At 68.4% G+C, this 18,082-nt stretch carries 14 protein-coding genes; 10 read left to right on the top strand and 4 right to left on the bottom strand.

All coding sequences use genetic code 11. From position 1 onward, the window contains the following. The 5 genes from lpxD to rnhB all read left to right on the top strand — a co-directional run bounded on the left by lpxD (nucleotide 1) and on the right by rnhB (nucleotide 4,413). A complete protein-coding gene (gene lpxD, locus AC3A3X_RS08245) occupies nucleotides 1–1,017 on the top strand; it encodes a UDP-3-O-(3-hydroxymyristoyl)glucosamine N-acyltransferase (protein ID WP_487582544.1) in 1,017 nt (338 codons plus the stop codon). A 110-nt stretch (nucleotides 1,018–1,127) separates the two neighbouring features. Beyond that, nucleotides 1,128–1,583, top strand: coding sequence for a 3-hydroxyacyl-ACP dehydratase FabZ (gene fabZ, locus AC3A3X_RS08250; protein ID WP_487582545.1), 456 nt, complete (start codon nucleotides 1,128–1,130; stop codon nucleotides 1,581–1,583). 3 nt (nucleotides 1,584–1,586) lie between these two features. Further along, nucleotides 1,587–2,390 carry an acyl-ACP--UDP-N-acetylglucosamine O-acyltransferase gene (gene lpxA / locus AC3A3X_RS08255; protein ID WP_487582546.1) on the top strand — a complete coding sequence of 268 codons (804 nt, stop codon included), beginning with the start codon at nucleotides 1,587–1,589 and terminating at the stop codon, nucleotides 2,388–2,390. 138 nt (nucleotides 2,391–2,528) lie between these two features. After that, entirely contained in the window at nucleotides 2,529–3,773 is a 1,245-nt protein-coding gene (lpxB, locus tag AC3A3X_RS08260; RefSeq protein WP_487582592.1) for a lipid-A-disaccharide synthase, read from the top strand. 10 nt (nucleotides 3,774–3,783) lie between these two features. Continuing rightward, on the top strand, nucleotides 3,784–4,413 hold the full coding sequence (rnhB, locus tag AC3A3X_RS08265) for a ribonuclease HII (RefSeq protein ID WP_487582593.1): 630 nt from the start codon (nucleotides 3,784–3,786) through the stop codon (nucleotides 4,411–4,413). Nucleotides 4,414–4,483: 70 nt separating this feature from the next. Here rnhB and AC3A3X_RS08270 read toward each other — a convergent pair whose 3' ends face one another. After that, nucleotides 4,484–4,909, bottom strand: a complete 426-nt coding sequence (locus tag AC3A3X_RS08270; RefSeq protein WP_487582547.1) for a hypothetical protein — start codon at nucleotides 4,907–4,909, stop codon at nucleotides 4,484–4,486. Between the two features lie 55 nt (nucleotides 4,910–4,964). Continuing rightward, nucleotides 4,965–7,337, bottom strand: a complete 2,373-nt coding sequence (locus AC3A3X_RS08275) for a tetratricopeptide repeat protein (protein WP_487582548.1) — start codon at nucleotides 7,335–7,337, stop codon at nucleotides 4,965–4,967. A 139-nt stretch (nucleotides 7,338–7,476) separates the two neighbouring features. Here AC3A3X_RS08275 and AC3A3X_RS08280 point away from each other — a divergent pair, with 139 nt between their 5' ends. The 3 genes from AC3A3X_RS08280 to dnaE all read left to right on the top strand — a co-directional run bounded on the left by AC3A3X_RS08280 (nucleotide 7,477) and on the right by dnaE (nucleotide 12,740). Continuing rightward, complete coding sequence (locus AC3A3X_RS08280) at nucleotides 7,477–8,133, top strand: hypothetical protein (RefSeq protein WP_487582549.1); 657 nt, start codon at nucleotides 7,477–7,479, stop codon at nucleotides 8,131–8,133. 266 nt (nucleotides 8,134–8,399) lie between these two features. Further along, nucleotides 8,400–9,032 carry a YkvA family protein gene (locus AC3A3X_RS08285; RefSeq protein WP_487582550.1) on the top strand — a complete coding sequence of 211 codons (633 nt, stop codon included), beginning with the start codon at nucleotides 8,400–8,402 and terminating at the stop codon, nucleotides 9,030–9,032. A gap of 180 nt (nucleotides 9,033–9,212) precedes the next feature. Further along, nucleotides 9,213–12,740 carry a DNA polymerase III subunit alpha gene (dnaE, locus tag AC3A3X_RS08290; RefSeq protein WP_487582551.1) on the top strand — a complete coding sequence of 1,176 codons (3,528 nt, stop codon included), beginning with the start codon at nucleotides 9,213–9,215 and terminating at the stop codon, nucleotides 12,738–12,740. A gap of 133 nt (nucleotides 12,741–12,873) precedes the next feature. On the opposite strand, the gene AC3A3X_RS08295 is transcribed toward dnaE, so the two are convergent. Beyond that, a complete protein-coding gene (locus AC3A3X_RS08295; protein WP_487582552.1) occupies nucleotides 12,874–15,288 on the bottom strand; it encodes a glycoside hydrolase family 31 protein in 2,415 nt (804 codons plus the stop codon). Nucleotides 15,289–15,568: 280 nt separating this feature from the next. Between AC3A3X_RS08295 and AC3A3X_RS08300 the strand changes: the two genes are divergently transcribed. Next, nucleotides 15,569–16,528 (top strand): acetyl-CoA carboxylase carboxyltransferase subunit alpha, encoded by a 960-nt coding sequence (locus AC3A3X_RS08300; RefSeq protein WP_487582553.1) that lies wholly within the window; start codon nucleotides 15,569–15,571, stop codon nucleotides 16,526–16,528. Between the two features lie 103 nt (nucleotides 16,529–16,631). Beyond that, complete coding sequence (locus AC3A3X_RS08305; RefSeq protein WP_487582554.1) at nucleotides 16,632–16,925, top strand: hypothetical protein; 294 nt, start codon at nucleotides 16,632–16,634, stop codon at nucleotides 16,923–16,925. Nucleotides 16,926–17,019: 94 nt separating this feature from the next. On the opposite strand, the gene AC3A3X_RS08310 is transcribed toward AC3A3X_RS08305, so the two are convergent. Further along, on the bottom strand, nucleotides 17,020–18,081 hold the full coding sequence (locus AC3A3X_RS08310; RefSeq protein WP_487582555.1) for an NADH:flavin oxidoreductase/NADH oxidase: 1,062 nt from the start codon (nucleotides 18,079–18,081) through the stop codon (nucleotides 17,020–17,022). Nucleotide 18,082: the final 1 nt, after the last annotated feature.

Below are 18,082 nucleotides of genomic sequence, written 5' to 3' on the forward strand. Positions count from 1 at the left end.
ATGCCTGGTCCGTCCTTCAGCGCAGCCGAACTGGCACAGCGCTTCGCCCTGCGCGTGCAGGGCGACGGCGCGACGCGCGTGGAGGGCGTAGGCACGCTGGCCAAGGCGGGGCCGCAACAGCTGGCGTTCCTCGCCAACCCGAAGTACCGCAGCCAGCTGGCCAGCAGTGGCGCCGGCGTGGTGGTGATGCGCGAGGACGACGCGGTCGATTTCTCCGGCACCGCACTGCTTGCTCGCGACCCTTACGCGGCCTTCGCCAAGATGTCGGCGTTGTTCGAGCCCAGGCCGCTGCGCGAGGCGGGCATTCACCCGTCGGCAGCGATCGACGCGACCGCCAGCGTCGATCCGCAGGCGCACGTCGGCCCGTTCGTCAGCATCGGCGCGCGCAGCCGCGTGGAAGCCGGCGCGATTGTCGGAGCCGGTTGCGTCATCGGCGATGACTGCGTGGTTGGCGCCGGCACCGAACTGATCGCCCGCGTCACCCTGGTCACCCGGGTCCGCATCGGCCTGCGCGCGGTCATCCATCCTGGCGCGGTGATCGGCGCGGCCGGTTTTGGCCTGGCGATGGAAGCCGGCCGCTGGCTCAACGTGCCGCAGCTGGGCGGCGTGGTCATCGGCGACGACTGCGAGATCGGCGCCAACACCACCATCGACCGCGGCGCCATCGAGGACACCGTGCTCGAAGAGGACGTCCGCCTCGACAACCAGATCCAGATCGGCCACAACGTCTTCATCGGCGCCCACTCCGCGATGGCCGGCTGCTCGGCCGCCGCCGGCAGCGCCCGGATCGGCCGCTATTGCCTCATCGGCGGTGGCGCCGGCGTGCTGGGCCACCTGGAAATATGCGACAAGGTCGTCATCACCGCGATGAGCCTGGTCACCAGTTCGATCCGCGAGCCCGGTGAGTACTCCTCCGGGACGCCCTTGATGGACAATCGCAGCTGGCGCAAGAATGCCGCGCGCTTCAAGCAGCTCGACGCCATCGCGCGGCGGCTGCCGGGCCGACGCCAGGACTGAGCCGGTGCCCTCGCCCGGGCGCCTTCACCCGCTTTGCCCCTGATTACTGCAATGCTGGCCCGCGCTGCGGACACCCTCCGACAGCGACGGACCGGCTGAAAGGACCCCTGATGAGCCATACCGTGGAACTACCGATCGACGTCAGAACCATCCGGACGCTGCTGCCGCACCGCTATCCGTTCCTGCTGGTCGATCGCGTGGTCGAGTTCGAAGCGCACAAGCGCGTACTCGCCTACAAGAACGTCACCAGCAACGAGCCCTACTTCCAGGGCCACTTTCCCGACCACCCGGTGATGCCGGGCGTGCTGGTGGTGGAAGCGCTGGCGCAGGCCGGCGGCATCCTGACCCAGTTGTCGAGCCAGACCACGGCCGACGGCCGCCTGTTCTACCTGGTGAAGATCGACAACGCCAAGTTCTCCAAGATGGTGGTTCCGGGCGATCGCCTCGACCTGGATGTCACCCTCAAGCGCGTGATCCGCAACGTCGCCATCTATTCGGGCGTCGCCAGCGTGGCCGGCGAACAGGTCGCCTGCGCCGAGATCGTCTGCGCCGAGGCGAAGGCCTGAGTCATGGCGCAACCGCACATCCATCCCACCGCCAGCATCCACGCCAGCGCCGTGGTCGAACCCGGTGCGCGCCTGGCGGCCGGCGTGCAGGTGGGTGCGCTGTGCTACATCGGGGCGGAGGTCGAGGTCGGCGAGAACACCGTGTTCGGCCCGCACTGCAGCGTCATCGGCCCGACCCGCATCGGCCGTGACAACCGCTTCATCGGTCATTGCGCGATCGGCGGCGAGCCGCAGGACAAGAAGTACCAGGGCGAGCGCGTCGAACTGGTGATCGGCGAGCGCAACCTGTTCCGCGAGTTCGTCACCGTCAACCGCGGCACCGGCACCGGCGGCGGCGTCACTCGCGTGGGCAACGACAACTGGATGCTCGCCTACACCCACGTCGCCCACGACTGCGTCGTCGGCAACCACTGCGTGTTCTCCAACAACGCCACGCTGGCCGGCCACGTCGAAGTCGGCGACCACGTCATCCTCAGCGGCTTCGCCGGCATCCACCAGTTCTGCCGTATCGGCGCGCATGCCTTCATCGGCATGGGTGCGCTGGTCAATGGCGACGTGCCGCCGTTCGTGATGGTCGCCCAGGACGGCTACGGCCGCCCGCGCGGCATCAACAGCGAAGGGCTCAAGCGCCGCGGCTTCGACGCCGGACGCATCAGCGCCATCAAGCGCGCATACCGGGCGCTGTACATGTCCGGGGGCACGCTGGAAGAGGCGCGGGCCAAGCTCGCCGAGCTGGCCGGCGACAGCGACGACGTGCGCGCGGTGCTGGCGTTCGTCGATGCCGGTGAGCGACCGCTGCTGCGCTGAGGCGTTGCTCGTCGTCCCGGCGAAAGCCGGGACCCACTTTGACGTTGCACGTGCGCTATGACGCAAAGGCAACAGCAAGGTGGATCCCGGCTTTCGCCGGGATGACGGGAGGCGCGAGCGCGACGTCGCTGGGCTATCATCCGTTCGCAATCGCGGTCCTGCCGCCACCCATCACGCGAGCCGGCTTTGACGCAATCCGCCAGTCCATCCCCCACCGCTCCGCGCATCGCCCTGTGCGCCGGCGAGGCTTCCGGCGACCTGCTCGGTGCCGGCCTGATCGAAGCGCTGCGCCAGCGCCACCCAAACGCCGAGTTCGCCGGCATCGGCGGCGAACAGATGCGCGGCGCCGGGTTGGATGCCTGGCACGACGCCTCGGAACTGGCGGTCATGGGCCTGTCGGAAGTGCTGCGCCACCTGCCCCGCCTGCTGCGACTGCGACGCCAGTTCCGCCAGCGGCTGCTGGACTGGCGTCCGGATGTGTTCATCGGCATCGACGCACCCGACTTCAATCTCGGTGTCGAGAAGTGGCTGCGCAAGCGCGGCCTGCGCACCGTGCACTATGTGAGCCCGTCGGTATGGGCGTGGCGCGAGAAGCGCGCCGGGAAGATCGGGCGCAGCGCCGACCGCGTGCTGTGCCTGTTCCCGATGGAGCCGGCCATCTACGCGCGCCACGGCGTAGACGCGCGCTTCGTCGGCCATCCGCTCGCCGACGAGATGCCGCTGGAGCCCGATCGCGATGCGGCCCGTCGCCAGCTCGGACTCGATCTGTCGCGGCCGCTGCTGGCGCTACTGCCAGGATCGCGCGTCGGCGAAATCGAGCGCCTGGGTGCCGACTTCCTCGCCGCCGCTGCACTGCTGCTCCAGCGCGACCCGCAGCTGCAGGTCGTGGTGCCGATGGCCAACGAGCAGGCCAGCGCGGCATTCCAGCGCGTGCTGGCCGCGCATCCCGACAGCATCGCGCTGACGCCGGCCCTGCGCGTCATCCGCGGCCAGGCGCGCACGCTGATGATCGCCAGCGACGTGGTGTTGCTGGCCTCCGGCACGGCCACGCTCGAGGCGATGCTGGCCAAGCGGCCGATGGTAGTCGCCTACAAGGTCGCGGCCAGCACTTACGCGCTGGTCAAGGGCCTGGGCATGCTCAAGGTCGACAACTACGCCCTGCCAAACGTGCTCGCCGGCGAGCGCGTTGTGCCGGAACTCATGCAGGCCGACTGCACGCCGGAGAATCTCGCCGCGGCCGTGTCAACCTGGCTGCACGATCCGGCCGCGACCGCGGCACTGCTGCCGCGCTTTCGCGATCTGCACCTGCAACTGCGTCGCGACGCATCGGCCAGCGCCGCCGATGCCGTCACCGAACTGCTCGAGGCCGGCCGTGGCCAATGACGGTTCGCAGATGCCGCTGGACCTGAGCGTGCGCAGCGATCCGTCGCCGCCGCGCATCGCCGGTGTCGACGAAGCCGGTCGTGGTCCGCTGGCCGGGCCGGTGGTGGTCGCCGCGGTCGTGTTCGCGCCCGGGCGCACGCCGGTCAACGGTCTGGACGATTCCAAGCAGCTCACCGCGGCACGACGCGAGATGCTGTACGACCGCATCATCGAGCGGGCGCTGGCCTGGCACATCGAATTCGTCACGGTCGAGGAGATCGACCGCATCAACATCTACCAGGCGACGATGTCGGGCATGAGCCGTGCGCTGTTCGCCGTCAGCCACGTTGCCGACCTGGCGCGCATCGACGGCAACGCGTTGCCGCGCTCTCTGCCCTGCCTGGCCGAGGCATGGATCGGTGGCGATGCACGCGACCGCACGATCATGGCCGCTTCGATCCTGGCCAAGGTGGCGCGCGATCGCCACATGCAGCAGCTGCACGCGCAATGGCCGCATTACGGTTTCGACCAGCACAAGGGCTACGGCACGCCCGAGCATCTTGCCGCGCTGACGCGGCACGGACCCTGCCCGCAACATCGCCGCAGCTTTGCGCCGGTACGCGAGTCGCTGGCGATGGTGACGCCGCAACCGGCGTCGTGAAAAAGAACAGGCCCGCATCCAGCGGGCCTTCGGCTCAATGCCGGTGCAAGTGCCCTGCTCCCGGGATCGCCTACGGAGCCCGGATGATGATCGCCGGGTCGAGAGGCGTGCCATTGGCCACGATGTCGTACTCGAAGCGACGTTCCTTTTCTCCGGGGGCCAGCTGCGTTGCAGTGATGTGCACCATGAACCTTCCGTCCTGCTTCTGCGACGGCACTTTCAATGGCGCTCCCTGGCCACCGGGATTGGCCGTCTTGAACTTGAGCTTGAACTGGACGTCGTTGCCCTTGTCATTGACCCAGGCAATCCTGCTGCCGGGCAGCACCACGCACTCGGCGTCGCTGACCCTCGGGCCGTTGGCGACCTTGATTTCGACCGGCTCCTGGTTGGAGGTCTGCTTGCCGCATACGGCCGCCTCCGCCTTGCTGCCGCAACCCGACAAGGCCAGGCATCCGGTGACGGACACGGCCGCCACCGCTAGCGCTACTGCTTTCATTCTTCTTCTCCTCGGTTGTGCCCGCGGGGGACGGGCCTGGATATCACCGCCCCGCTCAGGGGGCGCGCGATGCCGTCATGTCCTGCGCCGCAAGTCGCCGCAGTGCCGGCGCAGCTGCGAGGCGCACTTCGGGAATGCCTGCCTTGCGCGCGGCCGCGAGCTGCTTGTGCGCGGCGGGCACGTCGTCGAGCACGGCCATGGTCTGTGCGCCCCAGAAGGCGACTTCTCCTCGCTCGGTCGCGATCGACTCGGCCTTGGCCAGCATCGCGCGTGCCCTGGCGTCCTCGCCGAGGTTGGCCAGGAACCAGGAAACCTGCGCGAATCCCTGCGCGTCGTCGGACTTCAGCTTGAGGTAGCGATCGGCCATCTGCAGCGCGCGCAGGTAAGGCTCGCGCGCCTGCGCCGCAGTCGCCGCGGAAGCCGACAGCGCATCGCCGAGATTGCCCCACAGCCGGAAGTCGCTGCCGTCGAGCTCGACCGCGTGGCGATACAGCGCGGCCGCTTCGGCATAGGCGCCGGTGTCGTACTTCACCGAGCCCAGGTTGCTCAGTGCGGGGTAGTTGGGCCGGATCTCCAGTGAGCGCTCGTAGGCGGCGATCGCCTGCACGGCATTGCCGCTGGCCTGGTAGACGCCGCCGAGGCTGCTCCACAGCTCGTAGTCATCGGGTCGCAGCTTCACGGCCGTGCGATACGACTCGATCGCCGCAGCCACGTTGCCGCTCGTGTACTGGTGGTAGCCGAGTTGTCGGAACACGGCCGGATCGCGCGGACGCAACTTGCGGGCCCGCTCGAAATAGTCACCGGCGAGATCGCCACGGCCCTGCGCACTGGCGACACCGGCCAGGCCGAGGTAGGCGTCGGCACGCAACGCCGGATCCTCCAGTGCGTGCGTGTACTGCTCGATGGCGGCATCGTACTCACCGCGCGCACGGTGCAGGTCGCCCATCGCCAGGCTTACTTCGCGCAGCGACGGATCCATGTCCGACGCGCGCTTGCAGGCCGCCTGTGCACGTTCGAACGCGCCGGTGTCGCGCGCGCCCTCGAAGCGGTCGATCTCGGCACGGCAGATGCCGGCCTGGGCACGGGCAAAGCCGGGGTCGATCGCCAGTGCGCCACGGAAGTAGTTGATCGCACTGTCGGGATTGGCCTTGTCGCCGCGCTCGCGGATCTGCTGCTGGCCCTTGAGGTAGGCGTCGTAGGCAGCGACGTTGCGGGTCGGCGTCAAACGCCGTGCCAACGCCAGCCGCGCTGAATCCAGCCCGGTCCCCGGCAGGACGCCCACCAGCGCTTGCACCACTTCGTCGGCAATGTCGCTTTGCAGTGCAAACACGTCACCGGTCTCGCGATCGTAGCTATGGGCCCACAACGTGAAACCCGTGCGTGTATCGGACAAACGCGCGCTGACCCGCACCCTGGGCCCCTCGCGGCGAACGCTGGCATCGAGCAGCGTCGCTACCCCGAGCTGGGCGCCCAGGGTCTTGATGTCGACCTGCTGCTTGCCGCGACCGGGGGCCGCGACCACGCGCAGACCGGGCACGCCGGCCAGGGCGTCATGCATTTCAACGCCCAGGCCCTCGGCGAAGTAGCTGTCGCGACTGTCGGTGCTGAGGCTGACGAAGGGCAACACCGCGATCGAGGCCTCCGCCACTGGTGCGGCAGCGCGGTCGTGCTGGCCGAACCAGTAGCCGCCGGCAGCAATGACCAGCAGCGTTGCGGCGGCCAGCCACCATCTGCGCCGCACCAGCACCCTGCGGCGAGTGCCGAACGCGGCCGGCGTCACCACCGGCGCGGCAACCGTCGCTTCCTCTTCCGGCGTCAGCGCGAAACCGGCCTCGTCAGCCAATGTCCCGGCGCTGGCGGCGCGGTAGCCGGCGGCTTCGACGGCCCCTTCGATCGTCGCGGGCGCTTCGGCCTCGTTGGCCGCCACGTTCAGCGACGGCGGTACTGATTGCCTGACTGCGGCGACGCCTTCGAGCGGATCCGCCGCCGGCCCGACCCGGGCGATGGGCTCGGCCGGCTCTGCCAGGGCAGACTCCACGACGGCCGGCTCAACGAGCGTGTGCGCGGCGGTATCCGCAGCGACCTTGAGCTGGCCGATGAACCTGTAGCCCAGGGCGTGCTGGGTCTGGATGAAGCGAGGCCGCTGCGAGTCGTCGCCCAGGGCGTGACGGAGCTGGGCGATCACGCGGGTCAGGACGCCGGGGGTGACATGGCGGTGACCCCAGACCTCGTCCAGCAGTTCGTCGCGACCGACCAGCTCGCCGGCACGGCGAAGCAGTATCAGCAGCACCGCGAAGGCCTTCGGCTCGACCGTCTGCGCCATTCCCGCGCGCGACAAGGTATGCGCGGTCGCATCGACCACGATGTCGTCGAATCGGTAACTTTCGGTGGTTAGCCCGCCCTGGCCTGCCATCCCGTTCGGATTCATCGGCAAAACCTCATGGCGCCCTCATCAACCAGAGCGGACGGTGAGGAAAGGCACGCACGGCCATCATGACTCATGTCTGCCGGTGGAGGAACCTGATCCGGCGCCGCAAGAACGGTGCCATCCCCCCACGGAGACCGTCATGAACGCCATTATTTCCAACCCGACCCAGCAGTCCGCTTCCCTGCCGACGATCCTGGACGTGCCGTTCGAAGGATCGGGCCGTCGCCACAACATCAATGGCTTCGATCTGCGCAGCGCCGATGTCGACCGCTTCAACGGCCTGCTCGCCCGCCTCGGCCGGACCCGGAATCCGCTGGACACCGACCAGCTGGCCAGCGCGGCACGCGAATTGTGCGATCGCAGCATCCACGACTTCTCGCCGCCGAGCATCCGCCAGCGCCTGCGCCGGATCGCCGCCGTCGAGCAGATGGTGGGTGACGCCCAGTGGGAGCCGGCCAACGACGCCGTCGATACCGCCCAGCTGATCGTCGACTACGCCCGCAGCCGCGACGACCTGATCCCGGACTGGCTGCCCAAGGTCGGCCGTCTCGACGACGCGATCGTGGTCGACACCGCGTGGCCGCGCCTGGTCGCCGAGGTCGAGGACTACCTCGATTACGTCCGCCTGCGCAGCGTGGAAGCGCACCGCCGCGGTTGCACGGTGGCGGCGTTCGAGTTCAGCCGCAAGGACTGGGAGCAGATGCGCCTCGAGGAAGCCGTCTACGCCGAGCACGAGCGCCAGATCCGCGAAAGCAGCTACCTGCCCGGTTCAGTGTCGATGTTCCGCGTGCACTGAACGGCGGCATCGTCGGAGCCAGCTTGCTGGCGAACCTGCGACGCCGACGTGGTCGCCAGCAAGCTGGCCCCTGCGAAGGCGCCTGGAGAAGCACGGGAGGCCGCCGAAAGGCGGCCTCCTGCTGTTGCCTGTTCACTGCTGCCATCGGTCACGGTCACCATTGACCGCCGACACTTCACGGGCGCAGGCGCATCATGGGTCTCCCGGCTCGCACACCGCCGGCCCAATGCGAGCCCAGACCCACCCGGCCGGAAGCGAGGTGTGTCATGCGTCAGCACCATCCGACACCCACCCCCGAACCCTTGCCGTTCGACCACATGTACAGCGGCATGCAGGCGCGTCACTACGCCGACGAGATCCCGCTGGCCGAAGCCGCGGTCGCACGCTTCGACCAGTTGCTGCACGAAATTCATGCCGATGCCCCGCGCGTCAATGCCGACCGCCTGCAGCAACTGGCGGCCTGGCTGCTGAAGCTGTCCGCCGACCGCGCCCACGACGTCATCGATTCGCGCCTGCAGCGCGTGCACGAACTGCGCATGATGCTCGCCGACGAAGACTGGGACAGCGACGCGGCGACGCGCGCGCGGATCGGCCAGTTGCTGGCCTACATCGACCGCGAGGACGACCTGATCGCCGACCACACGCCGGTGCTCGGCCAGCTCGACGATGTGCTGATGATCGAACTGGCCTGGCCGGCCTTCGCCGACGACGTCGAGGACTACCGCGACTACTGCGACTACCGCCGCATCGAGCACCCGGCCGGGCCACCGCCCGCCAAGCGCGCGGCGTGGGTACGCGACCGTCTCGACGAACTGGCGCTGTGGCAGCACATGCTGTGGGTTCGCGAGCAGCACTACGCGCCTTGGAACCTGCCGGCGCAGTTGTTCCGCGTCAGTTGACCGGAGTAGTGACGTGGTAGGAGCGAGCTTGCTCGCGAACCGGGCGCCCGAATCGCGAGCAAGCTCGCTCCTACAGTGGGCGGGCGGGGCCGCGGGAGACTGTCAAGGCTTGTACGCGCCGGCCGGACTGATAGGCTGGCCTGTGCCGCGCCGGCCGTGGGCGCCGCGTTCCAGGACAGCATGACAGCAACCCGTTTCGTTCATCTCCACCTGCACAGCGAGTACTCCCTCGCCGACTCGACGATCCGCATCGGCGAGATGGTCAAACGCTGCGTGGCGCTGTCGCAGCCGGCGGTGGCGCTGACCGACCTGGACAACCTGTTTGCCACGGTCAAGTTCTACAAGGCGGCCGAAGGCGTCGGCATCAAGCCGATCATCGGCGCCGACGTCGGCCTGGCCGACGGCAACGAAGCCGCCTCGCACATGACCCTGCTGTGCCGGGACCGCAACGGCTACCTGACGCTGTCGCGCCTGCTCAGCCGCGCCTGGATGGAAGGGCACCGCACCGACGGCGTCGCCCTGCGCCCGGAGTGGCTGCGCGAGGACAACGCCGGCCTGTTCGCCCTGGTCGGTCGCCACAGCCTGGCCGGACGCATGGCCGTGGGCGGCCGCCACGAACTGGCCGAGGCCTGGCTGGCCGACTGGCGTGGCTCCTTCGGCGAGCGCCTGCACCTGGAGCTGACCCGCACCGGTCGCGACGGCGAGGACGCGTTCAATTCGTTCGCCCTGCATGCCGCATCGATGCGCGGCATTCCGGTCATCGCCAGCAACGACGTGCGCTTCCTCGATCGCGATGGCTTCGATGCGCACGAAGCGCGAGTCTGCATCGCCTCCGGCCGCGTCCTCGACGATCCCAAGCGGCCCAAGGACTACACCGAAGAGCAGTACCTGAAGTCGTCGCAGGAGATGGCGCAGCTGTTCGCCGACGTCCCCGATGCGATCGACAACGCGGTCTCGCTGGCCACGCGCTGCAACGTCGAGATGAAGCTCGGCGAGTACGCGCTGCCGGCATTCCCGGTGCCGAGCGAGCACACCATCGAATCGTGGTTGCGCAACAGCGCGCGCGAAGGCCTGGCCAAGCGCCTGGAGAAGGCACCGCTGGCGCCCGGCAAGACCCGCGAAGAGTACGACGCGCGCCTGGAGATCGAGCTCGACGTCATCATCAAGATGGGGTTCCCGGGCTACTTCCTGATCGTGGCCGACTTCATCAACTGGGCCAAGGACCACGACATCCCGGTCGGCCCGGGCCGTGGTTCCGGTGCCGGTTCGCTGGTGGCGTGGGCACTGGGCATCACCGATCTCGATCCCCTGCCCTACGACCTGCTGTTCGAGCGCTTCCTCAACCCGGAACGCGTGTCGATGCCCGACTTCGACATCGACTTCTGCATGGACCGCCGCGACGAGGTCATCGACTACGTCGCGCGCAAGTACGGCCGCGACCGCGTCAGCCAGATCATCACCTACGGCACCATGGCGGCCAAGGCCGTGGTGCGCGACAGCGGGCGCGTGCTCGGCCATCCGTACGGCTTCGTCGACGGCATCGCCAAGCTGATCCCGAACACGCTCGGCATCTCGCTTGACGACGCGCTCGGCGAATCGGAAGCGGCCAAGTCGGACAACAACCTCGCCTCGCCCGACCTGATCCAGCGCTACCACGCCGAAGAAGACGTGCGCGATCTGCTCGACCTGGCGCGCAGCCTGGAGGACCTCACTCGCAACGCCGGCAAGCACGCCGGCGGCGTGGTGATCGCGCCGAGCCCGCTGAGCGACTTCTGCCCGCTGTTCGCCGAACACGACGGCGAGGGTCGCGGCAAGAGCCCGGTCACGCAGTTCGACAAGGACGACGTCGAAGCCGTCGGCCTGGTCAAGTTCGACTTCCTCGGCCTGCGCACGCTGACGATCATCGACTGGGCGGTGAAGGCGATCAACAAGCGCCGCGCCGCCACCGGCGAGTCAGTGCTTGATATCGCCACACTGCCGCTCGACGACAAGGCCAGCTACGAGTTGTTCGCACGCGGCGACACGGTCGCGGTATTCCAGTTCGAATCGCGCGGCATGCGCGAGCTGCTCAAGCGCGCGCGCCCCGACACCTTCGAGGACATCATCGCCCTGGCCGCGCTGTTCCGTCCCGGCCCGCTGGGCTCGGGGATGGACCGCGAATGGGTCGATCGCAAGCACGGCAACACCGAAGTCTCCTACCCGCACGAATCGCTGGAACCGGTGCTGTCGCCGACCTACGGCGTCATCGTGTACCAGGAACAGGTGATGCAGATCGCCCAGGTGCTGGCCGGCTACACGCTCGGCGGCGCCGACATGCTGCGTCGCGCGATGGGCAAGAAGAAGCCCGAGGAGATGGCCAAGGAGCGCGCCAAGTTCGAGGCCGGTTGCGCCGAGCGTGGCATTGCCGCGCGCCAGGCCAGCCCGATCTTCGACCTGATGGAGAAGTTCGCCGAGTACGGCTTCAACAAGTCGCACTCGGCCGCCTATGCGCTGGTCGCGTATCAGACCGCCTGGCTGAAGGTGCACTACCCGTCGGAGTTCATGGCCGCGGTGCTGTCGTCGGACATGGACAACACCGACAAGGTCACCTCCTTCCTCGACGAATGCCGGGTGATGGGGCTGACGGTGCTGCGCCCGGACGTCGACGAATCGGCGTACATGTTCGAGGCCAAGGACGCGACTACGATCCGCTACGGCATCGGCGCGGTGAAGGGCGTCGGCCGCGGCGCCTGCGAAGCGATCGTGGAAGCACGCCGCGCCGGCCCGTTCGTGGACCTGCTCGATTTCGCCAAGCGCGTCGACAGCGGCAAGCTCAACCGCCGCGCACTGGAGGCGCTGACCCAGGCCGGCGCGCTCGACAAGCTCGGCAAGAACCGCGCGAGCCTGATGCTGCAGCTGCCGGAAGTGCTCAAGGCCACCGACCAGCTGGCGCGCGAGCGCGAGGCCGGACAGGTGTCGCTGTTCGGCGGCTTCGACACGACGGCGCCGGCGCTGCACATCGACCTGCCCGAGACCGACGAATGGCCGCTGACGCAGATCCTCAACGGCGAACGCGACACGCTCGGCCACTACCTCAGCGGCCACCCGTTCGATCCGTACCGCGATGAAGTCCGCAGCCTGATCGGCAACGACCTGGCCGGGCTGGAGAAGATCTGGGAGAACCGCCCCGAACCGGCGCGTGGCAGCTGGCGGCAGGAAGTGGAGACGGTCGTCGCCGGCCAGGTCGTCGGCCTGCGCAAGAAGGGCGACAGCCAGATGTTCGTGCAGATCGAGGACGGCCGCGGCCGCATCGAATGCGCCTTCTTCAACGAGACCTACAGCGAGTTCGCGCAGTTGCTGGTGCGCGACCGCCTGCTGGTGATCCAGGGCAACCTGCGCGAGGACACCTTCAGCGGCGGCTTCGCGCTGCGTGCGGTGCGCTGCTGGGATTACGAGCAGGTGTGCACGCGTAACGCACAGCGGCTGTCGCTGCGGCTGGACCTGCGCGAGCCGGGCACGTGGCAGCGCGTCGATACGGTGCTGGCGGGCAATCGCCCGGGCTCGACGCCGATCCGCCTGGACCTGCTGGTGCGCAAGGGCAGCGCGGGCATGCTGGATCTCAACGGCACGCAGTCGGTGCGGATCGATGCGGAGCTGGCGTCGAAACTGCGGGCGACGCCGGGGGTGCGGGCGGTGAAGGTTACGCTGGCGAAGCCCTGGGCGAACTAGAGCAACGGCGAAAAGCCTCCCCCTCTTCCGCCCTTCGGGCACCTTCTCCCGCGAGGGGAGAAGGAAGCGCTAAACCCTCTCCCCTTGTGGGAGAGGGACAGGCCGCAAAGCGGCCAGGGAGAGGGGATGGGCGTCAGTACGCCACGTGCACCTTCCAGTCGCGCCGTCCATCGCGCACGACCATGGCGACTGCCTGCTTGGCAGCATCGAAGCTCCAGTCGCCAACCGCCTTCCCGTCAACGCGCAGCGACGAAGGCTTTCGAGCCACCCCATACACCGTCACCTCGATATCGCCCCACCACGGCGCAAACCCGTCGTGCACGACATGCGACGTCACCGCCGCCCCGCGCCTTGTCACCTCGCACGCATACGCAACACGCAGCAGAGCCCCGCCCTTGTAGGCCTGGCTCTCGCCATCGTCCTGGTACAGCGATCCACCACATTCGCCACCGGCCTTGGGCAGATACACCTGCAGTTGCAATGGCCCTGCCGGTTTCTCACCCGTGTGCTGCACCACCGCCTGCATCGGCACGATGGCACCGGCGCGCGCAAACAGCGGCGTCGTCACCGGCCGCGGATCGAGCTTGATCGGGTCCTTCTGCGCGACATGGCGCTGCGAGGTGCCGAACGCATACCACTCGCCCGGCGGCAGCACGATCTGGTGCGCATCCATCCGTTCATCGCTCACCGGCGCCACGAACAGATCCGGCCCGAACAGGAAATCGCGGTCGTTGCCGTAGAACGCTTCCGCCTGCGGGTACTGCAGGAACACCGGCCGCATGATCGGCAGGCCGTTGCGCGCATTCTCTTCGGCCACGGTGTAGAGGTAGGGCATCAACCGGTAACGCAGTTCGATTGCCTCGCGGCGCAGCGCCTCGTGCTGCGGTCCGTCGACCCAGGCCTCGTGTGGACGCGTATCGGTCGCGGCATGGTTGCGGAACACCGGATTGAAAGCGCCGAGCTGGAACCACCGCGTCAGCAGGTCCGGTGGCGGCGAGCCGATGAAACCACCGACGTCGTCGCCGGCCAATGCCATGCCCGACAGCCCAAGGCTCAACAGGTTCGGCGTGCTCTGCGCGAGGTGATGCCAGCTGGCGGTGTTGTCACCAGTCCAGGTGGCGGCATAGCGCTGGGTGCCGGCGTAGGCGGCACGCGTGAGCACGAACGGACGCTGCTCCGGTTGCAGCTTCAGCAGACCCTCGTAGGTCGCGCGCGCATTGAGCATGCCGTAGACGTTGTGGATGGCGCGATGATCGCGCTGGCTGCCGTCGTCCATGCGATGCACCGCATCGGGCGACATCGTGTTGCCGGGTACGTTGAACACCGACGGCTCGTTCATGTCGTTCCAGTAGCCGGCCGCGCCCATCGCAGTGAAGCTGCGGTACAACCCGCCCCACCAGTCGCGCACGCGCGACAGGGTGAAGTCCGGGAACACCGCGTCGCCCGGCCACACCGGTCCGATGTACAGCGAGCCGTCCGGGTTGCGGATGAAGGCATCGGCGGCCATGCCCGAGTCGAACGGCGCATAGCCTGTGCCCGGCGCGTGCTTGATGTGCAGGTCGGTGATGAGCACCGTGCGCAGCCCTTGCGCGCGCAGGTCTGCGATCATCTGCTCGAAGCGCGGGAACTGCTTGCGGTCGACGGTGAACGGCGCGTAGCCCTGCTGGTAGTCGATGTCGAGGTAGATCGCGTCGCTGGGAACGCGGTGTTCGCGCAACTGCGCGGCAATCTCGCGGACCTTGCTCTCGGGGTTGTAGCTGTAGCGCGACTGCTGGAAACCGAGCGCCCACATCGGCGGCAGCGGCGTGCGGCCGGTCAGCGCGGTGTAGCGCTCCAGCACGCGCGCCGGCTGCGGGCCGGCGATGAAGTAGTAATCGAGGGCGCCGCCTTCCGCGCCGAAGGAGAAGTACTCCTCCGAGTCCTTGCCGAAATCGAAGCTGCTGCGCGAGGTGTTGTCGAAGAACAGGCCGTACGCGGTGCCGGCGCGCAGCCCGATGAAGAACGGGATCGACTTGTAGAGCGGATCGCTGTAGCCCTGCCACGCGTAGGCGTCGGAGTTCCACATCGTGAAGGCGCGACCACGGCGGTCGAGCGGGCCGGCCTTGTCGCCCAGTCCGTAGTAATGCGCATCGGCCGGCATCTCCTTCCAGCTGCGCACGCGCGGTCCGTGCGGGCTGTCGGACCAGGCCATCGGCATCTGCGCGGAGTCGGCCAGCAGGACCTGGCCATTGCGATCGGCAAACTCCACGCGCAACGGTTGCTTGCGAATCACGGCGATCACATCGCCCGACGCAATCCTGACCGCATCGGCCGAATCGGCGACGTCGACCTGTGCCGGCGGCGCGCCGGGCACGACCGCCCACGACGGCGTCGCATCGAAGCGACCGTCGGGCGCCAGGGTGACCCGATACACGCCCTCGCCGATCACCGTCACGCGCAACTTCGCCGGGCCGGAGACAACCTCGGCGCCGTTGGCCTGGACGTCGACCCGGTCGACCACGCCGACATGCCGCCAGCCTTGGGCCGCAGACGGGGTGATCCCGGTCATCGCGCACAACATTGCCGCTGCAGCAGCCCACCCACGTCCCTTCATCACGGCTCCCAAGACTCGCCCCTCCCGCTCCAGCGCGGCTACGGGGATTCAAACACGCGCCCGCGCCGGCCCGGCATCGGGACCCAATGAATACGACTTCATTGCCGTTTGCCGCCGATCGACGGCGATCGATGGGATTGGGCGGTATTGGCCGGCCGATCGGCGCACGCCACACGTCTCGGTACGGTCGCCCTGCCTCGGCTAGACTGTCGGCTTTCCGGCCAACGGCCCCCGCATGAACCCGAATTACCTCGATTTCGAGCAGCCCATCGCCGACCTGGAAGCCAAGATCCAGGAACTGCGCCACGCCAGTAACGCCCCGGCCGTGGACGTGGATGCCGAAGTACATGCGCTGCAGGACAAGCTGCGCATCCGTACCGCCCAGATCTTCCGCGACCTGACCCCGTGGCAGGTGTCGCAGCTGGCCCGCCATCCGGCGCGCCCGTACACCAACGACTACATCCGCATCATCTGCGACGAGTTCCAGGAACTGGCCGGTGACCGCGCCTACGCCGACGACGCCGCCATCGTCGGCGGCCTGGGTCGCATCAATGGCCGCAGCGTGGTCATCATCGGCCACCAGAAGGGTCGCGACACCAAGAGCAAGATCAAGCGCAACTTCGGCATGCCGCGTCCGGAGGGCTACCGCAAGGCGCTGCGCCTGATGAAGCTGGCCGAGCGCTTCGGCCTGCCGATCCTGACCTTCATCGACACCCCGGGCGCCTACCCCGGCGTCGGCGCCGAAGAGCGCGGCCAGTCCGAGGCCATCGCCCGCAACCTGCTGGAGATGAGCGAGCTGAAGGTGCCGGTGATCTGCACGGTGATCGGCGAAGGCGGCTCCGGCGGTGCGCTGGCGATCGGCGTCGGCGACCGCACGCTGATGCTCGAGTACAGCACCTACTCGGTGATCTCGCCGGAAGGCTGCGCCTCGATCCTGTGGAAGTCGGCCGACAAGGCCAAGGACGCCGCCGAGCAGCTCGGCCTGACCGCCAAGCGCCTGCTCGGCCTGGGTCTGGTCGACAAGCTGGTGCGTGAGCCGATCGGCGGCGCCCATCGCAATCCACGCCAGATGGCCACGCGCCTGAAGGCGGTGCTGCTCAACGAGCTCGATGCGCTCGAGGCACTGCCGGTCCAGGATCTGCTCGACCGTCGCTACCGCCGCCTGCGCAGCTACGGCGCATACGAAGCCGCCTGACGTCCATCGTCCCGCCCCGGGACGACGTCTTCACACCGGCACCGCCCACGGGCCGGTATTACTCGCGCCCGGGCCCGGCCTGCCGTCGGGCGGGAGCACTGCCATGGTCATCACCCGCGTTCGCGTGATGTCGGTTGCCAAAATCTTCGCCATCATCTCGGCCGTGTTCGGCCTGATCGCCGGCGTGCTGATGTTCCTGTCGTTCTCGGTCGGCGGCATGGCAGAAGCGGCGAAGGCCGATCCCGGGCTGGCCTGGGTTGCCGGCCTGGGCGCCCTGGCCATCGTCGTGCTGCCGATCTTCTACGGCGTGATTGGCTTCATCGCCGGCGCGCTGTACGCGTGGATCTACAACATCGCCGCGCGCTTCGTCGGCGGCATCGAGATCGAAACGCGCTGACACACGCTGCTCCGTAGGAGCGAGCTTGCTCGCGATCTGGCGCTGCCGCCGCGGTTACGCCGATCGCGAGCAAGCTCGCTCCTACGGGGGGCCGTTACCACGCGCGCAGGTATTGATCCGGCGCGTGCAGCTCCGCTTCCAGCTCGCGCGCGGCACGGCGCGGGAAGTAGGGATCGCGCAGCAGCTCGCGCGCCAGCAGCACGACATCGGCATCGCCGTGTTCGATCACCGACTCGGCGTGGCCGGGCTCGGTGATCAGGCCGACCGCACCGGTGGCGACGCCGGCTTCACGACGGATGCGCGCCGAGAACGGCACCTGGTAGCCCGGCTGCAACGGAATCTTCGCCCCATGCACCAGGCCGCCGCTGGACACGTCGATCAGGTCGACGCCACGCGTCGACACCAGCCGCGCCAGTTCGATGCTCTGCTCGATGTCCCAGCCGCCGTCGCTCCAGTCGGTGGCGGAGACGCGCAGCCAGATCGGCAGGCGCTCCGGCCACACCTTGCGCACCGCATCGAGCACTTCCAGCAGCAATCGCGTGCGGTTCTCGAAGCTGCCGCCGTAGGCGTCGTCGCGCTGGTTCGACAGCGGCGAGAGGAACTGATGCAACAGGTATCCATGCGCGGCATGCAGCTCGATCAGGCGAAAACCGGCGGCATGGGCGCGCCATGCGGCCGCGGCAAAGTCGTCGACCAGATTCCTCAGCTGCGCCTCGTCGAGCGCACGCGGCATCGCCGAGGTCTCGCTGAAGGGCAGCGCCGACGGCGCCACCGGCGTCCAGCCGCCATCGCTATGCGACACGCTGATGCCGCCCAGCCACGGCGGCGCCACGCTGGCCTTGCGCCCGGCGTGGGCCAGCTGGATCCCGGGCACCGCGCCCTGGCAGGACATGAAACGGGCGATGCGCGCCCAGGCCTCGGCCTGGCGGTCGTTCCAGATGCCGGTGTCGGCCGGCGAAATGCGGCCCTCGGCCGATACCGCGCTGGCCTCGGCGATGATCGCCCCGGCGCCGCCGACCGCGCGGCTGCCCAAGTGCACCAGGTGCCAGTCGTTGGGGACGCCGTCGACCGCCGAGTACTGGCACATCGGCGCCACGACCAGGCGGTTGCGCAGGGTCAGCGAGCGTTGCTCGAAGGGGTCGAATAGCCGGGCCAAA

The sequence above is a fragment of the Lysobacter sp. Soil_N_23 genome, from assembly GCF_057656135.1.